Source organism: Streptomyces sp. NPDC059454, assembly GCF_042749965.1.
In the GTDB taxonomy this organism is placed as follows: Bacteria; Actinomycetota; Actinomycetes; order Streptomycetales; family Streptomycetaceae; genus Streptomyces.
In genome coordinates this window covers 15,077-35,833 of sequence record NZ_JBHYVC010000077.1, presented here as the reverse complement: position 1 = coordinate 35,833, position 20,757 = coordinate 15,077, and the positions used below count along the sequence as shown (strand labels likewise).

Here is a 20,757-nt window from a genome sequence, read left to right as displayed (position 1 = left end):
CTTCCAGCCTCTCCGGCGTTTGAGGAGCGGGGTCTGGGGCGGAGCCCCAGGTTCGGGACGGGAAGGGGCGGCGGGGGCGAAAACCCTCAGGTCAGGACCACCGCCCCGTACGCCCGAGCAGCAGCGCCGCCGCAGCTGTACCGGCGGTGGACGTACGCAGCACACTCCGCCCCAGCCGATAGGCCCGCGCCCCGGCCGCCTCGAAGAGGGCCAACTCCTCCGGAGAGACACCGCCCTCGGGCCCGACGACCAGAACAATGTCACCGGAGGTGGGAAGTTCCGCGGCCGCCAGCGGCTCCGTACCACTCTCATGCAGCACGGCCGCGAACTCCGCTTCGGCGAGAAGTGACGCAACCTGCTTGCTCGTCGCCGCGTCCGCGACCCGCGGGAAGCGCACCCGGCGGGACTGCTTGCCGGCCTCCCGGGCCGTCGCCCGCCACTTGCCGAGGGACTTCGCTCCGCGCTCGCCCTTCCACTGCGTGACGCAGCGGGACGCCGACCACGGCACGACCACGTCGACGCCGACCTCGGTCATCGTCTCCACGGCCACCTCGCCCCGGTCGCCCTTGGGCAGGGCCTGGACGACGGTGAGCCGGGGGAACTCCTCGGGCTCCTCCACGACTCGGCCGAGCCGCACGATCAGCCGGTCCTTGCCCTCGGTGCCGTCCACCTCGCCCTCGGCCCAGCGGCCCGCGCCGTCGGTGAGGACGACGCCCTCGCCGGCCCGCAGCCGCTTCACGGAGACGGCGTGCCGCCCCTCCGGCCCGTCGAGCACGTGGCGGCCGGTGCCGTCCGTGCCGAAGTGGTCGACAACAAACACCGGCGCGGTCATCGGGCACCTCCCGCCGACAACGCCGTCCGGGCGGCGGCCAGTTCGGCGGCCAGCACCTCCACCAACCGCCCGGCGGGCAGCTCGCGGGCCATCCGGTGGCCCTGCCCCGCCCACAGCGCCAGCCCCTGCGCGTCGCCGGCCTTGGCGGCGGCCTTGCGCAGGGGCGCGGTGAGGTGGTGGACGTCCGGGTAGGCGGCGGGCGCGTACGGGCCGTGCTCACGCAGGAAACGGTTGACCAGGGCGCGGGCCGGGCGGCCGGAGAAGGCGCGGGTCAGCTCGGTGCGGACGTACAGGGGGTCGGTGAGGGCCTGCTTGTGCAGGGCGTGCGCGCCGGACTCGTGCGCGGCGACGAAGGCCGTGCCGAGCTGGGCCGCGGCGGCGCCGGCCGCGAGGACGGCGGCGATCTGGCCGCCGCGCATGATGCCGCCGGCGGCGACGACCGGGATGCCGACCGACTCCCGGACCTGGGCGACGAGGGACAGCAGTCCGACGCCGGAGCCGTCCGCCTCCGGGACGTCGCGGTGGGTGCCCTGGTGGCCGCCGGCCTCCACACCCTGCGCGATCACCGCGTCCGCGCCGGCCCGCTCCACGGCCCGGGCCTCCTCCGCGGTCGTGGCGGTGACCAGCGTGAACGTACCGACGTGGCGCAGGGAGTCCAGGACCTCGCGGGCCGGCACACCGAAGTGGAACGACACCACCGGCACCGGGTTGTCCAGCAGCACGGCGAGTTTGGCGTCGTAGCCGTCGTCGCGGCCGCTGTCGGGGTCGCCGAGCGCGGTCTCGTACCAGGAGGCCTCACCGGCCAGCTGGTGGGCGTAGACGCCGACGGCGGCCGGGTCGGCCGTCTCCGGCTGCGGCAGGAAGAGGTTGACGCCGAAGGGCCGGGAGGTCAGTCCCCGCAGCTGCTTGATCTCCTGGTACATCCCGTCCGCGGTCTTGTAGCCGGCGGCCAGGAAACCGAGCCCGCCCGCCTCGGACACGGCCGCGGCGAGCTGCGGCACGGCGACACCGCCCGCCATCGGGGCCTGCACGATCGGGTGCGGGCAGATATCGGTCAGCACGGAGGACATGACGGCATGTTGTCACGTCCTCCGACCAACTCCGAATCCGCCCTTCCTCTTGGCATAAGCCACTTTTCGACAGGGCGGCGGACCCGGCGACGGCACCCCCGAACGAGTGCGTCAGCGCCCGTTGAAGGCATCCTTCAACCGCGAGAACAACCCCTGCTGCCCCGGCTGGAACTGCCCCGTGGGCCGTTCCTCGCCCCGGAGCTTGGCCAGTTCCCGCAGGAGGCGTTCCTGTTCCGGGTCGAGCTTGCCCGGGGTCTGGACCTCGACGTGGACGATGAGGTCGCCCCGGCCGCCGCCGCGCAGATGCGTGACGCCCCGGCCGTGCAGCGGGATCGACTGGCCGGACTGGGTGCCGGGCCGGATGTCGACCTCCTCCATGCCGTCCAGCGTCTCCAGCGGCACCTTGGTGCCGAGGGCCGCCGCCGTCATCGGGAGGGTGACCGTGCAGTGCAGGTCGTCGCCGCGCCGCTGGAACTGCGCGTGCGGGAGCTCGTGGATCTCCACGTACAGGTCACCGGCGGGACCGCCGCCGGGCCCGACCTCGCCCTCGCCGGCCAGCTGGATCCGGGTGCCGTTGTCGACACCGGCCGGGATCTTGACCGTGAGGGTGCGCCGGGAACGGATCCGGCCGTCGCCCGCGCACTCCGGGCACGGGGTGGGGACGACCGTGCCGAAGCCCTGGCACTGCGGGCAGGGGCGGGACGTCATGACCTGGCCCAGGAAGGACCGCGTGACCTGCGAGACCTCACCGCGGCCCCGGCACATGTCACAGGTCTGGGCGGTGGTGCCCGGAGCGGCGCCCTCGCCGCTGCACGTCGTGCAGACGACGGCCGTGTCGACCTGGATGTCCTTGGTCGTGCCGAACGCGGCCTCGTCCAGCTCGACGTCGATGCGGATCATCGCGTCCTGGCCCCGGCGGGTGCGCGAGCGCGGCCCGCGCTGCGACGCCGTGCCGAAGAACGCGTCCATGATGTCGGAGAAGTTGCCGAAGCCACCGGCCCCGAAGCCGCCCGCACCACCGCCGCCGGCCTGCGAGAGGGGGTCGCCGCCGAGGTCGTAGACCTGCTTTTTCTGCGGGTCCGACAGCACCTCGTAGGCGGCGTTGATCTCCTTGAACCGCTCCTGCGTCTTGGGATCAGGATTGACGTCCGGATGCAGCTCGCGGGCGAGCCGCCGGAAGGCCTTCTTGATCTCCTCCTGCGACGCGTCGCGGCGTACGCCGAGTACGGCGTAGTAGTCCGTGGCCACTACGACTCCGCCAGGATCTGTCCGACGTACCGTGCCACTGCGCGTACCGCTCCCATCGTTCCCGGGTAGTCCATGCGGGTCGGTCCGACCACGCCGAGCTTGGCAACCGCCTCGCCGCCCGAACCGTAGCCCACCGACACGACGGACGTGGAGTTGAGTCCCTCATAGGCGTTCTCGTGCCCGATGCGCACGGTCATGCCCGAATCCCCCGCCTCGCCAAGGAGTTTGAGGAGCACGACCTGCTCCTCGAGTGCCTCCAGGACGGGTCGGATCGTGAGGGGGAAGTCATGTCCGAAGCGGGTGAGATTGGCGGTGCCGCCGATCATCAGCCGCTCCTCGTTCTCCTCGACGAGCGTCTCCAGGAGAGTGGAGAGCACCGTCGAGACCGTACCGCGGTCCTCGGCCCCGAACGCCTCCGCGAGGTCCTCCACCAGGCTCGGCACATCGGCGAACCGTCGGCCGGCGACCCGGCTGTTCAGGCGGGCCCGCAGGTCCGCCAGGGAGGACTCGCCGAACGGCGCCGGGCAGTCGACCATGCGCTGCTCGACCCGGCCGGTGTCCGTGATCAGCACCAGCATCAGCCGCGCGGGGGCGAGGGACAGCAGTTCCACGTGCCGCACGGTGGAGCGGGTCAGCGACGGGTACTGCACGACGGCGACCTGCCGGGTCAGCTGCGCGAGCAGCCGTACGGTCCTGGCCACCACGTCGTCCAGGTCGACGGCGCCCTCGAGGAAGTTCTGGATGGCCCGCCGCTCGGGCGGGCTCATGGGCTTGACGCCGGCGAGCTTGTCGACGAACAGCCGGTATCCCTTGTCGGTGGGGATGCGCCCGGCGCTGGTGTGCGGCTGGGCGATGAAGCCCTCGTCCTCCAGGGCCGCCATGTCGTTGCGCACGGTGGCCGGGGAGACGCCGAGGTTGTGCCGCTCGGTGAGGGCCTTGGAGCCGACGGGCTCCTCGGTGCCCACATAGTCCTGGACGATGGCGCGCAGCACCTGGAGCCTGCGTTCACTGAGCATCGCGCACACCTCCAGAGCCTTCCGCGCGGTAACGTCCCTGGCACTCTTCGCACGCGAGTGCCAAACTTCCCCGGCCCAGTGTACGGCCGGGGGGCACGCCCCGGGCAAGGCCGGTCCCCGCGCCCTCGTGCCGGGCGGCGTCGTCCCCGATAGCGTCCCGGTATGACCGTGACTTGGGAAGAGTCGGGATGGGAGCAAGTGGCCTCCGGGGTGGGGCGGTGCCGGCTGCCGGGGTGGGACTGCACGGCGGGGCTCGTGGTCGGCGCGGACGGCGTGCTGCTCGTCGACGCGGGTTCCGGTCTGGGCGAGGGCGCACGGTTGCGGAGGGAGGCGCAGGCGCTCACCGGTCGCGGTGTGACGCATCTCGCGCTCACCCACCCCCACTTCGACCACATCCTCGGGACGGCGGCGTTCGCGGGCGCGGAGGTGTTCGGCGCGGTGGGCATGGAGACGGTGCTCACGGCGCGCGGGCGCGAGGAGCTGCGCGCGGACGCGGTGCGCCACGGGCTGGACGCGCGTGTGGCCGAGGAGGCCGTCGAGGCGCTGGTCCCGCCGCGGCACGCGGTGTCCGGCGAGTGGACGCTCGATCTCGGTCCGGGCGGCGGCCGGCAGGTGCTGCTGGCGAACGTGGGTCCGGGCCACACCGCCCACGACCTCGCGGTCCTCGTCCCCGGCGACCCGGAGGTGGTCTTCTGCGGCGACCTGGTCGAGGAGTCGGGCGAACCGCAGGCCGGCACCGACGCCGTACCGTCGCACTGGCCGGCCGCGCTGGACCGGCTCCTCGAGCTGGGCGGCGAGGACGCGCGGTACGTCCCCGGCCACGGCGCGGTGGTGGACGCGGCGTTCGTCCGGGCCCAGCGCGACGCCCTGGCGGCCCGTTTCGGCGTGTCGGACTGATCGCCGCGGGCGCGCTCCTCGTATCGTCATCAGAATGCGCCAGTACTCCGCCGACCTGACCCCTCCGTGGAAGAAACCGCAGCCGCCCGTTCCCGAGGTCGCGGCCGAGCCCGGCCTGGTGGTGGAGGAGCCCGGCACCGGCTTCTGCGGCGCGGTGATCCGCTGCGAGGCGGGCACGGTGACGCTGGAGGACCGCTTCGGCAAGCACCGGGTGTTCCCGCTGGAGCCGCGGGGCTTCCTGCTGGAGGGCCGCGCGGTGACGCTGGTGCGGCCGGCCGCCGGTCCTCGGCGGCCCACCCGTACGGCGTCCGGTTCGGTCGCCGTCCCCGGCGCGCGGGCGCGGGTGGCCCGCGCGGGGCGCATCTACGTCGAGGGGCGGCACGACGCGGAGCTGGTCGAGAAGGTCTGGGGCGACGACCTGCGCGTCGAGGGCGTGGTCGTGGAGTACCTGGAGGGCGTGGACGACCTGCCGTCGATCGTCGAGGACTTCTCCCCCGGCCCGGACGCGCGGCTGGGCGTCCTGGTGGACCACCTGGTGCCGGGGTCGAAGGAGTGGCGGATCGCGGAGGCGGTGACGAGCGAGCACGCGCTGGTGGTGGGCCACCCGTACATCGACGTCTGGGAGGCGGTGAAGCCGGCCTCCGTGGGGATCGAGGCGTGGCCCCGGGTGCCGCGTGGTCAGGACTGGAAGACGGGGGTGTGCCGGGCGCTGGGGTGGCGCGTGGCGAACACGGGCGAGGCGTGGCAGCGGATCCTCGGCTCGGTGCGCTCCTACAGGGACCTGGAGCCCCAGCTCCTGGGCCGCGTGGAGGAACTGATCGACTTCGTCACGGCACCGGCCTGAGAGGCGTGCACTTCCGCCCCCGCCGCCCCTTCCCGACCCGGGGCTCCGCCCAGGGCCGAAGCGGGGGTCCGGGGGCGCAGCCCCGGGGACGGGACGAAAAGGGGCGGCGGGGGCGAAGAGATCTCAGGTCAGTCCACCAGGTCCCGCACCACCGCGTCCGCCAGCAGCCTCCCCCGCAGGGTGAGGACCGCACGGCCCTCCTCGTACGGTCCATGCTGGAGCAGCCCGTCCGTCAGGGCCCGCCGGGAAGCCGCCAGCCCCTCCGGACGGAGGAGGGAAAGCGGCACGCCCTCCCGCAGCCGCAGCTCCAGCAGGATCCGCTCCACCCGCCGGTCCTCGTCCGACAGCAGCTCGCGGCCCGCCCCCGGCGACCGCCCCTCCGCCAGCGCCGCCGCGTACGCGCCCGGGTGCTTGACGTTCCACCAGCGCACCCCGCCCACGTGCGAGTGGGCCCCGGGCCCCGCGCCCCACCAGTCGGCGCCCCGCCAGTACAGCTCGTTGTGCAGGCAGCGGCCCGCGTCGGAGGTGGCCCAGTTCGACACCTCGTACCAGTCGAAGCCCGCCGCCGACAGCGTCTCCTCGGCGATCAGGTACCGGTCCGCGTGCACGTCGTCGTCGGTCATCGGCACCTCGCCGCGCCGGATGCGGCGGGCGAGCTGCGTGCCCTCCTCGACGATCAGCGCGTACGCCGAGACGTGGTCGGGCCCTGCGCCGACCGCCGCGTCCAGGGAGGCCCGCCAGTCGTCGTCGGACTCCCCCGGCGTGCCGTAGATCAGGTCGAGGTTGACGTGCTCGAAGCCGGCCGCGCGGGCCTCGGCGACGCACGCCTCGGGGCGGCCGGGGGTGTGGGTGCGGTCGAGGACCTTCAGCACGTGCTGCCGGGCGCTCTGCATACCGAAGGAGATCCGGTTGAAGCCGCCCGCGCGGAGGGCCGCCAGGTAGGCCGGGTCGACCGACTCCGGGTTGGCCTCCGTGGTGACCTCGGCGTCCGGCGCCAGCCCGAACTCCTCCCGGATCGCCCCCAGCATCCGTACGAGGTCCCCGGCGGCCAGCAGGGTGGGGGTGCCGCCGCCGACGAACACCGTGCGGACCTCGCGCGGGTCGTCCCCCAGCACCTTGCGGGCCAGACGGATCTCGTCGATCAGCGTCTCGGCGTAGTTGTCGCGGGAGGCCAGCACGCCGCCGCTGCCGCGCAGCTCGGTCGCGGTGTAGGTGTTGAAGTCGCAGTAGCCGCAGCGGGTCGCGCAGTACGGGACGTGCAGGTAGAAGCCGAGGGGGCGGTCGGCGACCCCGGCGAGCGCGGACGCGGGCAGCGCGCCGTCGGCGGGGACGGGCTCGCCGTCGGGGAGTGCGGAAGGCATGTGCTCCATTGTCCCGCACCCGCCGCGTCACTCCGCTTGGAGCACCAGCAGCGCGAGATCGTCGGCCGGCGGGCGGGCCCCGAACGCGTGCACGAGCTGTGTGATCCGTTCCGCTATCAGCTCGGCGTCCATCCCCGCGCACCCCGACAGGGCCAGGGCGAGCCCGTCGCCGTCGTCGAACTGGCGGGAGCCGGAGCGCCGCTCGGTGACCCCGTCGGTGACGCAGAGCAGGGTGTCGCCGGAGTACATCTCGAAGGTCTCACTGGTGTAGGTGGCGTCCTCGACGACCCCGAGCAGGGTCTGCGGCTGGGCGACGGCACGGACCGAGCCGTCGGGGGCGAGCAGCAGCGGCAGGGGGTGTCCGGCGGAGGCGAGGGTGCAGCGGACGCCGCCGTCGAAGAGGACGAGTTCGCCGTAGAGGAGGGAGAGGAAACGGGTCTGGGGGCCGTCGCCGGGGGCGGTCGGGCGGGCACCGGCGGCCACCAGCGCGCGGGCGGCGGCGTCGGCGGCCTCGGTGGCGTCGTCGAGGAGGAGCTGGTTGAGGCGGTCCAGGACGTCGGCGACGCGGTAGCCCTCGCGGGCGAGCAGCCGCAGCCAGGGCCGGGCCAGTCCGATGACGACGGCGGCCTCGGGTCCCTTGCCCTGGACGTCGCCGACGGCGAAGCACCAGCGGCCGTGGCCGGCCGGGAAGAGGTCGTAGAAGTCGCCGCTGGGTCCGCCCTTGTCGCAGGGTTCGTAGACGAGGGCGCTGCGTACGCCGGGGATCTCGGCGACGGCGCCGGGCAGCAGTCCGCGCTGGAGCACGGCGCTGATGGTGGCCTGGCGGGAGTACTGCCGGGCGGCCCCGATGGCGAGCGCGACGCGCCGTCCGAGGTCCTCCACGAGGCCGGTGATCTCGTCGGGGAACCGGTCGATCCCGCCCCGCCCGATCACCAGCGTGCCGAGCGGGCGCCCGCCGGCGACGAGCCGGTAGGCGAGGGCGGTGCCGGAGGCAAAGACGCCGTCACCGGGGACGTCGAGCGCCTCGTCCGGCCACGGGTAGGGGACGGGACCCGGGCCCAACGGGTCGCAGGGGTGCGGTGGGTTCTGTTCCAGTGCCCGGCTCAGTTCCTCGATGCGGTTCTCGCCGGCGTGCCAGACCCGGGCGAGGCGGGGACCGCCGGCCCGTGTCCTTTCGCCCCAGCCGCCGCCGTGGCCGGTGGTCTCGTCCTCCAGCCACACCGCGCACCAGTCGGCCAGCCGCGGCACGATCAGCTGCCCGGTGAGCGAGGTGACCAGGTCCTCGTCGAGCTGCCCGGCGAGCAGGTCGGACGCCTCGGCGAGGAAGGAGAGGGCGCCGCGCCCCAGCCAGGTCCCGTCCCGCCCGTGCCGGCGGGCGAGCCAGTCGTCGCCGTACGAGCCGCCGCGCCAGGTGTCACGGGCGGGACCGGGCCCTTCCCGGTGGCCGGACGGGCATCGGGAGACCAGCGGGGCGAGTGCTTCCAACGGGTCGGGCGCGCCGCGTTCCGCCCGGGGCGGCTCCGGCGCGAGGATCTCCGCCACCCTCAGGTCGCGCGCCAGCGTGCGCTCCCCCGCGTACGCCTCGATCTGTTCGCCCGCCGCGCACCCCCCGGCGGCCAGGCGCGCCCACACCGTCTTGGTGCCCGGACGGTAGGTGATGCCCCATGCCTCGGAGAGCGCGGCGACGAGGCGCAGGCCGCGCCCGTACTCCGGGGTCTCGTACGCCGGCGCCTCCGCATCGTCGCCGCGCGGCGCGCGGGAGGGGTGCTGGTCGGCGACCTCGACGACGAGCGCGCCGGTCTCCTCCTCCAGCCCGCACGTCAGACGCACCTCGGTGCCGGCGTGCACGACGGCGTTGGTGACGAGTTCGCTGGCGATCAGCGTGGCGTCGTCACCGACGCGGCCGGTGAGGTGTTCGGCGCCGGGCAGGGCGAGTTCCGTCCACTCGGTGAGCGCCTTGCGGAGCACCGCGCGTGCGGTGCCCGGCGCGAGAGGGCTCCCGGGCAGGGTCGCGTCCACCCACGCGCGCTCCCGCGCGCCGGAGGCGCACGAGGCGGTCTCCCGTTGGGTCGGAATGGCCCCCATGGGCAGCTCCCCGGACAGTTCGTACGAATAGAACCTCGATCGCTGTCGACAGGGTGACAGACCGGACCCGTCCATGAGCGCCGAGTCACCGAAGTGAACCGTCAGGGGTGAGAACAGTGCTCCTCACGTGTTCAGGAACGAACAGAAAGTCGGCCCGTTCCGGACAGCATCGGAATGCGTGCCGGGGGCCACACCTTGACGGGCCCGGATGCCGCCCGTGGCATCGTCCTGCGCTCCGAGGCCCCCGGCAAGCGGCACCGCCTCCCGGCTCCGGGAACAAGGCCGGGCCGGCACACCAAGTTCGCCGGCACCGGGCACCGGGCCCGGCAGGGCCGGGAACCGGCACGGTTGCCGATGCCCCGTCTCCCGTGTCCGCCCTACGGGGGCCGACCACGGGTGAACAGGCTGGTGGGTCGGCCGCGTCGACGTCTCACGTCCCGACCGCCGGACCACTTGAGTCCGTCCCAGGCCGGCCCGAGCACCTCAGGGGACGGCACCGCTCCAGGTCGACGGCATCTGACCTCACGGGCGGCGCGGGAAGCCGATCCTCCACACCGCGACGGCCCGACGTGGAGGTCTTCCAGGAGATCGTCTGTCCGGCGTTCCCGCCGCGCCGGCTCCACGACATGCACGCCGAGCACGTTCCGACCCTCGCCGACCGCCCGGTCACGGGCGAGCGGGGCGGGGGATCACCCCCGCCCCGCTCGCCCGTCACACCGCGACGCTCACGCCTCGCGCGTGCCCGCGTACATCTCCTCGATGAGGTGCTTGTACTCGCGCTCCACCACCGGGCGCTTCAGCTTCAGGCTCGGGGTGATCTCGCCGTGCTCGACGTCGAGGTCGCGCGGGAGGAGGCGGAACTTCTTGATGGTCTGCCAGCGCTGGAGACCCTCGTTGAGCTGCCTGACGTAGCCGTCGACCATCTCGACCGTGGCGGGCGCGGCGACGATCTCCGCGTACGGCTTGCCCGCCAGGCCGTTCTCGGCCGCCCAGGGCGCGAGGGCGGCCTCGTCGAGGGCGATGAGGGCGGTGCAGTAGTTCCGGTCGGCGCCGTGGACGAGGATGTTGGAGACGTAGGGGCAGATCGCCTTGAACTGGCCCTCGACCTCGGCGGGGGCGATGTACTTGCCGCCGGAGGTCTTGATCAGGTCCTTCTTGCGGTCGGTGATGCGCAGGTAGCCGTCGGGCGAGAGTTCGCCGATGTCGCCGGTGTGGAACCAGCCGTCCTCCTCCAGGACCTCGGCGGTCTTCTCGGGCAGGTTGTGGTAGCCCTGCATGATGCCGGGGCCGCGCAGCAGGATCTCGCCGTCGTCGGCGATGCGGACCTCGGTACCGGGCAGCGGCTTGCCGACGGTGCCGGTGCGGTAGGCCTCGCCCGGGTTGACGAAGGAGGCGGCGGAGGACTCGGTGAGGCCGTAGCCCTCCAGGATGTGGATGCCGGCGCCGGAGAAGAAGTAGCCGATCTCGGGGGCGAGGGCCGCGGAGCCGGAGACGCAGGCGCGGAGGTTGCCGCCGAAGGCCTCGCGGATCTTGGCGTAGACGAGCTTGTCGGCGATGTTGTGCTTCGCCGAGAGGCCGAAGGGGGCGCTCGCGGTGCCGGTGCGGCGGAAGTTGTCCTGGGTGACCTTGGCGTACTCGCGGGCGACGCCTGCGGCCCACTGGAAGATCTTGTACTTGGCGCCGCCGCCGGCCTTCGCCTTGGCGGCCACGCCGTTGTAGACCTTCTCGAAGATGCGGGGCACGGCCGCCATGTAGGTCGGCCGGACCACCGGAAGGTTCTCGATGATCTTGTCGACGCGGCCGTCGACGGCGGTGACGTGGCCGACCTCGATCTGTCCGGAGGTGAGCACCTTGCCGAAGACGTGCGCGAGCGGCAGCCACAGGTACTGCACGTCGTCGCCGCTGACCAGCCCGGTCGCGGCGATCGCCTTCGCCATGTACGACCAGCAGTCGTGCGGCAGGCGCACGCCCTTGGGGCGGCCGGTGGTGCCGGAGGTGTAGATCAGGGTGGCGAGCTGGTCCTTGGTGATCGCGGCGACCCGCTCCTTGATCAGCTCCGGTTCCTTCTGGAGCCGGGCGGCGCCGAGCTTCTCCAGGTCGGCGAGAGTGATCACGAAGTCGTCGGTCTCGACGCCGGCCGTGTCGACGGCCACGACGTGCGTGAGCTCGGGCAGCTCCGCGCGCTTCTCGACCGCCTTGGCGACCTGCTCGGCGTTCTCCGCGATGAGCACCCGGCTCTGGGAGTCGGACAGGATGTAGGCGGACTCGTCGGCGTTGGTCTGCGGGTAGACCGTGGTGGTGGCGGCGCCGGCACAGAGGATGCCGAGGTCGGCGAGGATCCACTCGACCCGGGTGGAGGAGGCCAGCGCGACCCGCTGCTCGGGCCCGACGCCCAGCTCGATCAGGCCGGCCGCGATGGCGTGGACCCGCTCGGCGGTGCCCGCCCAGGTGAGGGACTTCCACTCGTCCGGGCCCTCGCCGGAGGCCGCCGGGACCGGGTAGCGGTAGGCCTCGGCGTCCGGTGTGGCCGCCACACGCTCCAGGAAGAGGTTCGCCACGCTCGGCGGACGGTTCTCGATCAGTGTCTGTGTGTCGCTCACGACATCCTCCGGGACCCGCGACGGTGCGGCTGGCTCAGTGGGGCTTGGGTTTCCTCGCGCCGTTGTTTAACTGGCGAGTAACTAGCGAGTGGGCATCAGAGTAAAGGCCGACCGGCGATGACGTAAGGGCCTGCGGCCTGTTACTTCGTACAGACAGCTACCCGGTGAACGCGCGGGGCCCGCCGCACTTTCGCGCGACGGGCCCCTGTTCCGCCCGGTTTGCGGAGTGACCCGCGGTAACCTCCGGTCACTCCCCCGGCTACTTCTTGCCCTTGCCCGATCCCGCGTTCTCGTCGCTGGAGAGGACGGCGATGAAGGCCTCCTGCGGGACCTCCACGGAACCCACCATCTTCATCCGCTTCTTGCCTTCCTTCTGCTTCTCCAGCAGCTTCCGCTTGCGGGAGATGTCACCGCCGTAGCACTTGGCGAGGACGTCCTTGCGGATGGCGCGGATGGTCTCGCGGGCGATGACCCGGGAGCCGATGGCGGCCTGGATGGGCACCTCGAAGGCCTGGCGCGGGATGAGCTCGCGCAGCTTGGCGACGAGCCGCACCCCGTACGCGTACGCCGCGTCCTTGTGGGTGATCGCGGAGAACGCGTCCACCTTGTCGCCGTGCAGCAGGATGTCGACCTTCACCAGGCTGGAGGTCTGCTCGCCGGTGGGCTCGTAGTCCAGGGAGGCGTAGCCGCGGGTCTTGGACTTCAGCTGGTCGAAGAAGTCGAAGACGATCTCGGCGAGGGGGAGGGTGTAGCGGATCTCCACCCGGTCCTCGGAGAGGTAGTCCATACCGAGCAGGACACCGCGCCGGGTCTGGCACAGCTCCATGATCGAGCCGATGAACTCGCTGGGCGCCAGGATGGTGGCGCGTACGACCGGCTCGTAGACCTCGCTGATCTTCCCCTCGGGGAACTCGCTCGGGTTGGTGACGACGTGCTCGGTTCCGTCCTCCATGACCACGCGGTAGACCACGTTGGGGGCGGTGGCGATCAGGTCGAGCCCGAACTCGCGCTCGAGGCGCTCGCGGATCACGTCGAGGTGCAGCAGGCCGAGGAAGCCGACGCGGAAGCCGAAGCCGAGGGCGGCGGAGGTCTCCGGCTCGTAGACCAGGGCGGCGTCGTTGAGCTGGAGCTTGTCGAGGGCCTCGCGCAGCTCCGGGTAGTCCGAGCCGTCCAGCGGGTAGAGGCCGGAGAACACCATCGGCTTGGGGTCCTTGTAGCCGCCGAGCGCCTCCTCGGCGCCCTTGTGCTGGCTGGTGACGGTGTCACCGACCTTCGACTGGCGGACGTCCTTCACACCGGTGATCAGGTAGCCCACCTCGCCGACGCCGAGGCCGTCGGCGGACAGCATCTCCGGCGAGTTGGTGCCGATCTCCAGCAGCTCGTGGGTGGCGCCCGTGGACATCATCCGGATGCGTTCGCGCTTGTTGAGCTGGCCGTCGATGACACGGACGTATGTCACGACACCGCGGTAGGAGTCGTAGACCGAGTCGAAGATCATCGCGCGGGCGGGGGCGTCCTTGACGCCGACCGGGGCGGGGATCTCGGCGACCACCTTGTCCAGCAGCGCCTCGACGCCGAGGCCGGTCTTCGCGGAGACCTTGAGCACGTCGTCGGGGTCGCAGCCGACCAGGTTGGCCAGCTCCTCGGAGAACTTCTCGGGCTGCGCGGCCGGCAGGTCGATCTTGTTGAGCACCGGGATGATCGTGAGGTCGTTCTCCATCGCCAGGTAGAGGTTGGCGAGGGTCTGCGCCTCGATGCCCTGGGCCGCGTCGACCAGGAGGACGGTGCCCTCGCACGCGGCGAGCGAACGCGAGACCTCGTAGGTGAAGTCGACGTGCCCCGGGGTGTCGATCATGTTGAGGATGTGCGTGTTGCCCTTGTCGTCGGTGGGCGCCCACGGCAACCGCACCGCCTGGGACTTGATCGTGATGCCGCGCTCACGCTCGATGTCCATGCGGTCGAGGTACTGAGCGCGCATCTGCCGCTGCTCGACCACTCCGGTCAGCTGGAGCATCCGGTCGGCGAGCGTGGACTTGCCGTGGTCGATGTGCGCGATGATGCAGAAATTGCGGATCAGCGCGGGGTCGGTACGGCTCGGCTCGGGCACATGGCTGGGGATCGCGGGCACGCAGGGTCCTGATTCTTGAGGCGTCCGCATACGTGTGCTTGTGCGTCTGCGGTCTCGGGTCGGATCGATACGTAGCTTCCATGGTCCCACGGGTGGCGACCGGAGACGGGTTTGGGCCACTGAATGGGCCGCTGGTAGTGTGGGGGGCTGTGTCTCATGCCCTCTCAGCGCGAGGCACACCCCAAGAAATCACCCGGCACCGAAACCGTGCGGCTCCCGTGCGGTCCCGTGCCAGAACCTGTAGAGGCTCATTCGTGGCGAACATCAAGTCCCAGATCAAGCGGAACAAGACCAACGAGAAGGCCCGGCTGCGCAACAAGGCCGTCAAGTCCTCTCTGAAGACCGCGATCCGCAAGGCCCGTGAGGCCGCCGCCGCGGGTGACACCGAGAAGGCCACCGAGTACCAGCGCGTCGCCGCGCGTCAGCTCGACAAGGCCGTCTCCAAGGGCGTCATCCACAAGAACCAGGCCGCCAACAAGAAGTCGGCGCTGGCTCAGAAGGTCGCGGCCGTCAAGGGCTGAACCACCCTTTTGATCTGACCGTCGGCCGGATTTCGGGCGGGCCCTCTCTCATCCGCCCCCGGCCGGCACCCCGAGCTCGTACGCGGCCTGCGTTCGCCACGCGGGTACGGGCTCACGCGCTTCAACCGAAGGCCCCGTCCTCACACCCTTCCCCGGGTGGTGGGCGGGGCCTTCGGGCTCTTCCGTCCCGCTACGCCCGTCCCCGCGAGCGCGCCGCCCGGGCGATGGTGACGACCGCCTTCTCCAGGGCGTACCCCGGGTCGTCCCCGCCGCCCTTCACGCCCGCGTCCGCCTCGGCGACCGCGCGCAGGGCGACGGCCACGCCGTCCGGGGTCCAGCCGCGCATCTGCTGCCGGACCCGGTCGATCTTCCAGGGCGGCATGCCCAGCTCGCGGGCCAGGTCGGCCGGTCTGCCGCCGCGCGCCGACGACAGCTTGCCGATCGCCCGTACGCCCTGGGCCAGCGCGCTGGTGATCAGCACCGGGGCCACTCCCGTCGACAGCGACCAGCGCAGGGCCTCCAGCGCCTCCGCCGCGCGTCCCTCGACCGCCCGGTCGGCGACCTCGAAACTCGACGCCTCGGCCCGCCCGGTGTAGTACCGCCCGACGACCGCCTCGTCGATCGTCCCCCCGACGTCCGCGACCAGCTGGGACACCGCCGAGGCCAGCTCCCGCAGATCGCTGCCGATGGCGTCGACCAGCGCCTGGCACGCCTCCGGGGTGGCCGACCTCCCGGTGGTCCGGAACTCGCCCCGCACGAAGGCCAGCCGGTCCGCCGGCTTCGTCATCTTCGGGCACGCCACCTCGCGCGCCCCCGCCTTGCGCGCCGCGTCGAGCAGCCCCTTGCCCTTGGCGCCGCCCGCGTGCAGCAGGACAAGGGTGATCTCCTCGGCGGGCGAGCCGAGGTACGCCTTCACGTCCTTGACGGTGTCGGCCGAGAGGTCCTGCGCATTGCGTACGACGACGACCTTGCGCTCCGCGAAGAGCGACGGGCTGGTCAGCTCGGCGAGGGTGCCGGGCTGGAGCTGGTCCGGTGTCAGGTCGCGTACGTCCGTGTCGGCGTCGGCGGCCCTCGCGGCGGCCACCACCTCCCGCACGGCACGGTCGAGCAGCAGGTCCTCCTGGCCCACGGCGAGTGTCACCGGGGCGAGAGGGTCGTCGGATGCGGTCTTCCTGGCCATCGCGACAAGCATCCCACGCGCCACCGACAACGCCGCCCGGCCGGCGGTCGCCGGACTACGGCTCCTCCCGCCAGCCGTCCCACCCGGCCACGAACTCGTTCAGCTCTCCGGGGTCCAGCCGGCCCGGCTCGTCCCGCAGGACGACGAGCCACTGCGCGTCCTCCGCGTCGTCCTCACCGGCGAGCGCGTCCCGCACCAGCCGCGGCTCCTCGGCCACGCCGAACCGCTCCCCGAGGGCCTCGGCCACCTCCTCCGCGGCCTCACGGTCGGGCAGCACCAGCACATGTCGCACATCACTCACACGGGCCATTGTCCGGTACCGGGGTCAGCCGCTCTTCCCGGTGCCGGGGAAATCGCTCCTCCCGGTGCCGGGTCAGCCGCTCGTCCCGGCGCCGCGCGCCGCCGGCACCGTGTCCAGGGTGATCCCGAACCGGTCCCGGTAGAGCGCGAGCACCTCCTCGTCCGTGCCGGTCTCGTGCTCCTGCCGCGTCCCGTCCGGCGCGGTGACCGTGAACCGCCGGCCGCTGAGCGTGATCCGGCCCCCGTCGTCGGTGATCCGCGAGCACACCGGCGACCGCGTGAAGTGGGAGGCCGGTGAGGTGCTGTGCCACCACGCCCCGACCGTGAAGTCGGTGAGCACCCTCGGCCGGACCTCCAGGCGGTACACCGGCCGCCCGTTCCGGCTCACGTCCAGGTCCGCCGCCTCCACCCGGTCGTGCCCGCCGCGCACCCCGGCCGCGTCGGCGCCCGCCTCGGCGATCCGGAACGTCCCCCCGGGATCCTCCTGCTCCCCGCGCTCCCCGAAGGCCAGCGGCAGGTGGGAGTGGGCGCCGAAGCCGACGTCGGCCAGCCAGTCGCCGCCGTCCACCGTCCGTACCCGCAGCGCGAGATGGTCGTACGGGATGCCGAGCCGGCCCCCGTCGCCGTACACCCGCGCCGCGAGCAGCTGGACGTCGTAGCCGAGCGCTGAGAGCAACGCTCCGAAGGCGCCGTTGAGTTCGTAGCAGAACCCGCCCCGCCGCGCCTCCACCACCTTGTCCAGCAGCCGCTTCTCGTCCAGCACGATCTCCTCGCCGAGGTGGATGGACAGGTTCTCGAACGGCACGGTCCGCAGATGCCGCAGGTGCAGCTCGCGCAGCGCGTCCACGGTGGGCCAGGCGGGCTGTTCGACGCCCAGGCGGCGCAGATAGGCGTCGATTCCCGCGGTGTCCATATCCTCGGTCATCCTCTCGGCCATCCTCTCGGTCATCCCCTCGGTCATCCCCTCGGTCATCCCCTCAGTGTCGCGCCACCCTCAACTCCCTGCTCCCCTTCTCGCCACCGGTCACCGCCAGCGCCCCGTCCCGGTCCGTCCGCAGCACCGTCGCTCCCCCGGCGCGCAGGGCGGCGAGCGTGTTCGGGGCAGGGTGCCCGTACGTGTTGTCCTTCCCTGTGCTGATCAGCGCCAGCCGTGGAGCCACCCGGCGTATGAGGTCCGGGTCCTGGTACGCCGAGCCGTGGTGGGCGACCTTGAGGACGTCCACGTCGGCCAGTCGCCGGGCCGCCGGTGATCTCGCCAGGGCCCGCTGGGACGGGGGTTCCAGGTCCCCGAGGAGCAGCAGGCGCAGGCCGGCCGTGCGGACCAGCATGGCCACGCTGGCGTCGTTCGGGCCCTCCGGCACGGGGCCCGTGAACTGTGGGCCCGTGCTCGGCGGAGTGCTCGGCGGGGGCCACACCACCTCCCAGGACAGTTCTCCCGTGCGCCGCACCTCACCGGCCGCGGCGTGCGTCACCGGGATGCGGCGGGCGGCGGCGAGTCTCCGTACGAACGCGGCCTGGTCGGCGGGTTCTTCGAAGGACGTCGTCTCGACGGCGCCGACCGCGCGTCCGCGCAGTACGCCGGGCAGGCCCGCCACGTGGTCGGCGTGGAAGTGGGTCAGGACCACGAGGGGGATGCTGGTGATGCCGAGGGAGCGCAGGCAGTGGTCGACGAGGGCCGGGTCGGGGCCGGCGTCCACGACCACGCCGGCGTTCTCGCCCGCCGCCAGCACCAGCGCGTCGCCCTGGCCGACATCGCACATCACCATCCGCCAGCCCGGCGGGGGCCAGCCCGTGATCGCCCGGGTGAGGGGTCGTGGCTGTATCACCACCAGCATCAGCAGGAGTGCGCAGGCAGCGCACCACCAGGGGTGTCCCAGCAGGCGGCGTCCCACGAGCAGCGCCGCCAGGGTGAGGGCGCCGAGTGCTGCCGCGCCGGCCCAGCCGCCGGGCCAGTCCACTCCCGCGCCCGGTAGCGCCGCCCCGGTCCTGGCGACCTGCGCGAGCCACTGGGCCGGCCAGCTCGCGCACCAGGCCAGTGCCTTCGCCGCCGGTATCGCCACCGGCGCCGTCGCCAGGGCCAGGAAGCCCAGCACCGTGGCCGGCGCGAGCGCGAACTCCGCGAGCAGGTTGCACGGGATCGCCACCAGGCTGACCCGCGCCGCCAGCACGGCGACCACCGGCGCGCACACGACCTGCGCGGCACCCGCGGCGGCCAGCGCCTCCGCGAGGCGGGGCGGCACCCCGCGCCGCCGCAGTCCCGCGCTCCAGCGCGGCGCGAGCGTGAGCAGCGCGCCGGTGGCCAGCACCGAGAGGAGAAAGCCGTAACTGCGGGCCAGCCACGGGTCGTACAGCACCAGGAGCAGGACGGCCGTCGCCAGCGCCGGGATCAGAGATCTGCGGCGGCCGGTGGCGAGCGCGAGCAGGGCGACGGATCCGCAGGCGGCGGCCCGCAGCACGCTGGGATCGGGCCGGCACACGACGACGAAGGCGAGGGAGAGCGCCGCGCCCAGCAGTGCGGTGGCCCGCAGGGGGATGCCGAGGCGGGGTGCCAGTCCGCGTCGCTCGGCCCGCTGCGCCAGGCCGGGCGGGCCGAGGAGCAGAGCGAGGAGGATGGTGAAGTTGGCGCCGGAGACGGCGAGCGTGTGGGTGAGGTCGGTCTCCCTGAACGCCTCGTCCAGTTCGGGGGTGATCCTGGCGGTGTCGCCCACGACCAGGCCGGGCAGCAGCGCCCGCGCGTCCGCCGGCAGTCCGTCGGTCGCCTCCCGCAGCCCGGCCCGCAGCCGTCCCGCCAGCCGCTGCGGACCCGACGGCCGGCCGACGGTCTCCGGGCCGTCGCGGCCCTTCACCCGCAGCACGGCGGCGAACCGGTCGCCGCCCGCCCTCGCCGGGGCGAGCCGTGCCTCGACGCGGAGGCGGGTGGAGGGCAGGAGGGCGAGCCAAGGGGAGCGGCCCTCGGCGTCCGGTGCGGTGCGTCCGGACGAGCCCGGGTCGACGATCAGCAGTACGGGCGTGCGGGTCGTCTCCGCCGTGCCGCCGGCCCGCTCCACCCGCCGCACGTCGGCCTCGATCAGTACGGAGGCCGGGGCCATGTGGTTGCCGCTGACCCTGGGCCGGGTGAGCCGGGGGTCGGAGGTGGTCTCGACCTCGGCGGTCACCGGGGCGTACTCCCGCGCCAGTGCGGGCACGGGGCCCCGTCGCAGGTCCGCGCCGTGCAGCCCCGCCGATCCGGCGGCCGCTGCGACGCAGAGCAGCACGGCGGCGGTGGCGTGGGCGGTGGCCCGTACCCGCCCGGTCAGGCGGCTGCGCACCATGAGGAGGGCGCCGGCTGTCAGCAGGGAGACGATCACCGCGCCCGTCGCCCGGCCGGGCGGGGCGTGCAGCATCACGGCGGCCGTGGCCCAGGCGGCCAGGGCGGGCGGGACCAGTCGCAGGTCCGTCGGCCCCTCCTGCCTCGGGTGCGCGGCTCCGAGCCGCTTCCCGGAGGCGGCGTGGACGTGGCGCCGGGCGGTGGGCTGTGGGAGCGGTGGCGCCGCCGTCTCCGTCGGCTCGGTCCTCATGGTCGTACGAGGTTCCGCAGATCCGCGAAACGGCGGTCTCCGATGCCGTTCACCTCGCGGAGTTCGTCCACCGAGCGGAAGCCGCCGTTCCGGGTGCGGTAGTCGACGATGTGCTGGGCGAGCACGGGGCCGACTCCGGGCAGGGTGTCGAGCTGGTCCGTGGTGGCGGTGTTGAGGGACACCGGTGCGGTGGGGCCGGTTCCCGCCGTACCGGGGCTGCCGCCGGGGGCTGTTCCGGACGGTGCCGGGCCCCCTACGACCACCTGTTCGCCGTCGACGAGGAAACGGGCGCGGTTCAGGGTGTCGGTCCTGGTGCCGGGCCGTACTCCGCCGGCTGCCCGCAGCGCGTCCTCGACGCGTGAACCGGCGGGCAGGCGATGGATTCCCGGGTGCCGCACCTTGCCGCTGACGTCGACCACGATCCCGGGCCCCGCCGAGCCGCCGGGCTTCACCGCGCCGTCCGGCGCGGCCTCCCCCTTCGTCGCGCCCTTGACGTGCTCCCCGTGCGGAACCGCCGCCGCCCGCACCACCTCCGGCGCCCGTACCGGCTGGGTCCGCCCGGCCCAGAAGTGCTGTACGGCGAAGCCCACGGCGACCACGAGCAGCACCGACAGCGCGACCACGCTCCGCCACTCCATCCCGCACCGCACCCGCACCCACAACGGCAGACGCTCCCGCAGCGCGAGGCCGGCCCGCTCCCGCCGTCGCCCGTGCTCGGACCCGCCGCCGGCCTCCTCCGGGACCGTGACGTCACCCTCGTCGTCCACCGCGACCGCACCACCACCGGGCCCCGCCACGAGAAGGGCCGCGGCCGCCGCACGCCCCTGCACGGTCCGCCGATCCACAGCCGCCGCCCGCACCGTCCCCGCCGACCGCCCCGGAGCCATCGCCCGGCCCACGCCCGTCGACGAGCCCTCGGGCCCCGGCCGGCCCACATCCGCCGGTCGATCCGCACTCCCTGCGCGATCCGCGGCCATCGAGCGATTCACGGCCCCCGCGTGTTCCCCGGCGCCCGCACGTTCCACGGTTTCCGAGGGCTCCCGGGCCGGCGCACGATCCGCAGCCGTCCCACCGTCCGTGCCCCCGAGGCGGTCCCCAGCCGTCGACCGGTCCACGGC

Annotated in this window: 16 protein-coding genes; 3 read left to right on the top strand and 13 right to left on the bottom strand. The window is 73.2% G+C overall.

What is annotated here, in order from left to right:
• Positions 1 to 91 precede the first annotated feature (91 nt).
• The 4 genes from ACFXAE_RS32595 to hrcA form a co-directional block, all read right to left on the bottom strand.
• Positions 92 to 832 carry a 16S rRNA (uracil(1498)-N(3))-methyltransferase gene (locus tag ACFXAE_RS32595; protein WP_384722092.1) on the bottom strand — a complete coding sequence of 247 codons (741 nt, stop codon included), beginning with the start codon at positions 830 to 832 and terminating at the stop codon, positions 92 to 94.
• Positions 829 to 1,902: a nitronate monooxygenase gene (locus ACFXAE_RS32590; RefSeq protein WP_384722089.1), complete on the bottom strand. Its 1,074-nt coding sequence runs from the start codon at positions 1,900 to 1,902 to the stop codon at positions 829 to 831. Before ACFXAE_RS32590 ends, ACFXAE_RS32595 begins: the two co-directional genes overlap by 4 nt.
• Before the next feature lie 111 nt (positions 1,903 to 2,013).
• Positions 2,014 to 3,150 carry a molecular chaperone DnaJ gene (gene dnaJ, locus ACFXAE_RS32585; RefSeq protein ID WP_384722086.1) on the bottom strand — a complete coding sequence of 379 codons (1,137 nt, stop codon included), beginning with the start codon at positions 3,148 to 3,150 and terminating at the stop codon, positions 2,014 to 2,016.
• On the bottom strand, positions 3,150 to 4,166 hold the full coding sequence (hrcA, locus tag ACFXAE_RS32580; RefSeq protein WP_384722083.1) for a heat-inducible transcriptional repressor HrcA: 1,017 nt from the start codon (positions 4,164 to 4,166) through the stop codon (positions 3,150 to 3,152). The genes dnaJ and hrcA overlap by 1 nt, the downstream gene beginning before the upstream one ends.
• A gap of 162 nt (positions 4,167 to 4,328) precedes the next feature.
• On the opposite strand from hrcA, the gene ACFXAE_RS32575 reads away from it, so the two are divergent.
• Together ACFXAE_RS32575 and ACFXAE_RS32570 are read left to right on the top strand one after the other, a co-directional pair.
• The gene (locus ACFXAE_RS32575; protein ID WP_384722080.1) at positions 4,329 to 5,063 is read left to right on the top strand and encodes an MBL fold metallo-hydrolase; all 735 of its coding nucleotides are present in this window, start codon (positions 4,329 to 4,331) and stop codon (positions 5,061 to 5,063) included.
• Between the two features lie 34 nt (positions 5,064 to 5,097).
• On the top strand, positions 5,098 to 5,907 hold the full coding sequence (locus ACFXAE_RS32570; RefSeq protein ID WP_384722077.1) for a DUF3097 domain-containing protein: 810 nt from the start codon (positions 5,098 to 5,100) through the stop codon (positions 5,905 to 5,907).
• 128 nt (positions 5,908 to 6,035) lie between these two features.
• On the opposite strand, the gene hemW is transcribed toward ACFXAE_RS32570, so the two are convergent.
• The 4 genes from hemW to lepA all read right to left on the bottom strand — a co-directional run bounded on the left by hemW (position 6,036) and on the right by lepA (position 14,081).
• On the bottom strand, positions 6,036 to 7,268 hold the full coding sequence (hemW, locus tag ACFXAE_RS32565; protein WP_384722074.1) for a radical SAM family heme chaperone HemW: 1,233 nt from the start codon (positions 7,266 to 7,268) through the stop codon (positions 6,036 to 6,038).
• A 27-nt stretch (positions 7,269 to 7,295) separates the two neighbouring features.
• On the bottom strand, positions 7,296 to 9,353 hold the full coding sequence (locus tag ACFXAE_RS32560; protein WP_384722071.1) for a SpoIIE family protein phosphatase: 2,058 nt from the start codon (positions 9,351 to 9,353) through the stop codon (positions 7,296 to 7,298).
• Between the two features lie 725 nt (positions 9,354 to 10,078).
• Positions 10,079 to 11,953, bottom strand: a complete 1,875-nt coding sequence (locus ACFXAE_RS32555; RefSeq protein ID WP_384722068.1) for an AMP-dependent synthetase/ligase — start codon at positions 11,951 to 11,953, stop codon at positions 10,079 to 10,081.
• A gap of 259 nt (positions 11,954 to 12,212) precedes the next feature.
• The gene (gene lepA / locus ACFXAE_RS32550) at positions 12,213 to 14,081 is read right to left on the bottom strand and encodes a translation elongation factor 4 (protein WP_384722065.1); all 1,869 of its coding nucleotides are present in this window, start codon (positions 14,079 to 14,081) and stop codon (positions 12,213 to 12,215) included.
• A gap of 254 nt (positions 14,082 to 14,335) precedes the next feature.
• Between lepA and rpsT the strand changes: the two genes are divergently transcribed.
• Complete coding sequence (rpsT, locus tag ACFXAE_RS32545; RefSeq protein ID WP_384722063.1) at positions 14,336 to 14,602, top strand: 30S ribosomal protein S20; 267 nt, start codon at positions 14,336 to 14,338, stop codon at positions 14,600 to 14,602.
• Positions 14,603 to 14,792: 190 nt separating this feature from the next.
• Here rpsT and holA read toward each other — a convergent pair whose 3' ends face one another.
• The 5 genes from holA to ACFXAE_RS32520 form a co-directional block, all read right to left on the bottom strand.
• Positions 14,793 to 15,782, bottom strand: coding sequence for a DNA polymerase III subunit delta (gene holA / locus ACFXAE_RS32540; protein ID WP_384722060.1), 990 nt, complete (start codon positions 15,780 to 15,782; stop codon positions 14,793 to 14,795).
• Positions 15,783 to 15,837: 55 nt separating this feature from the next.
• Positions 15,838 to 16,083, bottom strand: a complete 246-nt coding sequence (locus ACFXAE_RS32535; protein WP_384722057.1) for a hypothetical protein — start codon at positions 16,081 to 16,083, stop codon at positions 15,838 to 15,840.
• Between the two features lie 72 nt (positions 16,084 to 16,155).
• Positions 16,156 to 16,995 carry an arylamine N-acetyltransferase gene (locus ACFXAE_RS32530; RefSeq protein WP_384722101.1) on the bottom strand — a complete coding sequence of 280 codons (840 nt, stop codon included), beginning with the start codon at positions 16,993 to 16,995 and terminating at the stop codon, positions 16,156 to 16,158.
• A gap of 64 nt (positions 16,996 to 17,059) precedes the next feature.
• Positions 17,060 to 19,639, bottom strand: a complete 2,580-nt coding sequence (locus ACFXAE_RS32525; RefSeq protein WP_384722054.1) for a ComEC/Rec2 family competence protein — start codon at positions 19,637 to 19,639, stop codon at positions 17,060 to 17,062.
• Complete coding sequence (locus tag ACFXAE_RS32520) at positions 19,636 to 20,319, bottom strand: helix-hairpin-helix domain-containing protein (protein ID WP_384722098.1); 684 nt, start codon at positions 20,317 to 20,319, stop codon at positions 19,636 to 19,638. The genes ACFXAE_RS32525 and ACFXAE_RS32520 overlap by 4 nt, the downstream gene beginning before the upstream one ends.
• Positions 20,320 to 20,757: the final 438 nt, after the last annotated feature.

Coding starts and splice junctions, on each gene's coding strand:
- ACFXAE_RS32530 (WP_384722101.1), bottom strand. CDS start 16,995: ATGGACACCGCGGGAATCGACGCCTATCTGCGCCGCCTGGGCGTCGAA.
- ACFXAE_RS32590 (WP_384722089.1), bottom strand. CDS start 1,902: ATGTCCTCCGTGCTGACCGATATCTGCCCGCACCCGATCGTGCAGGCC.
- ACFXAE_RS32595 (WP_384722092.1), bottom strand. CDS start 832: ATGACCGCGCCGGTGTTTGTTGTCGACCACTTCGGCACGGACGGCACC.
- ACFXAE_RS32560 (WP_384722071.1), bottom strand. CDS start 9,353: ATGGGGGCCATTCCGACCCAACGGGAGACCGCCTCGTGCGCCTCCGGC.
- ACFXAE_RS32525 (WP_384722054.1), bottom strand. CDS start 19,639: ATGAGGACCGAGCCGACGGAGACGGCGGCGCCACCGCTCCCACAGCCC.
- hrcA (WP_384722083.1), bottom strand. CDS start 4,166: ATGCTCAGTGAACGCAGGCTCCAGGTGCTGCGCGCCATCGTCCAGGAC.
- ACFXAE_RS32570 (WP_384722077.1), top strand. CDS start 5,098: ATGCGCCAGTACTCCGCCGACCTGACCCCTCCGTGGAAGAAACCGCAG.
- hemW (WP_384722074.1), bottom strand. CDS start 7,268: ATGCCTTCCGCACTCCCCGACGGCGAGCCCGTCCCCGCCGACGGCGCG.
- ACFXAE_RS32575 (WP_384722080.1), top strand. CDS start 4,329: ATGACCGTGACTTGGGAAGAGTCGGGATGGGAGCAAGTGGCCTCCGGG.
- holA (WP_384722060.1), bottom strand. CDS start 15,782: ATGGCCAGGAAGACCGCATCCGACGACCCTCTCGCCCCGGTGACACTC.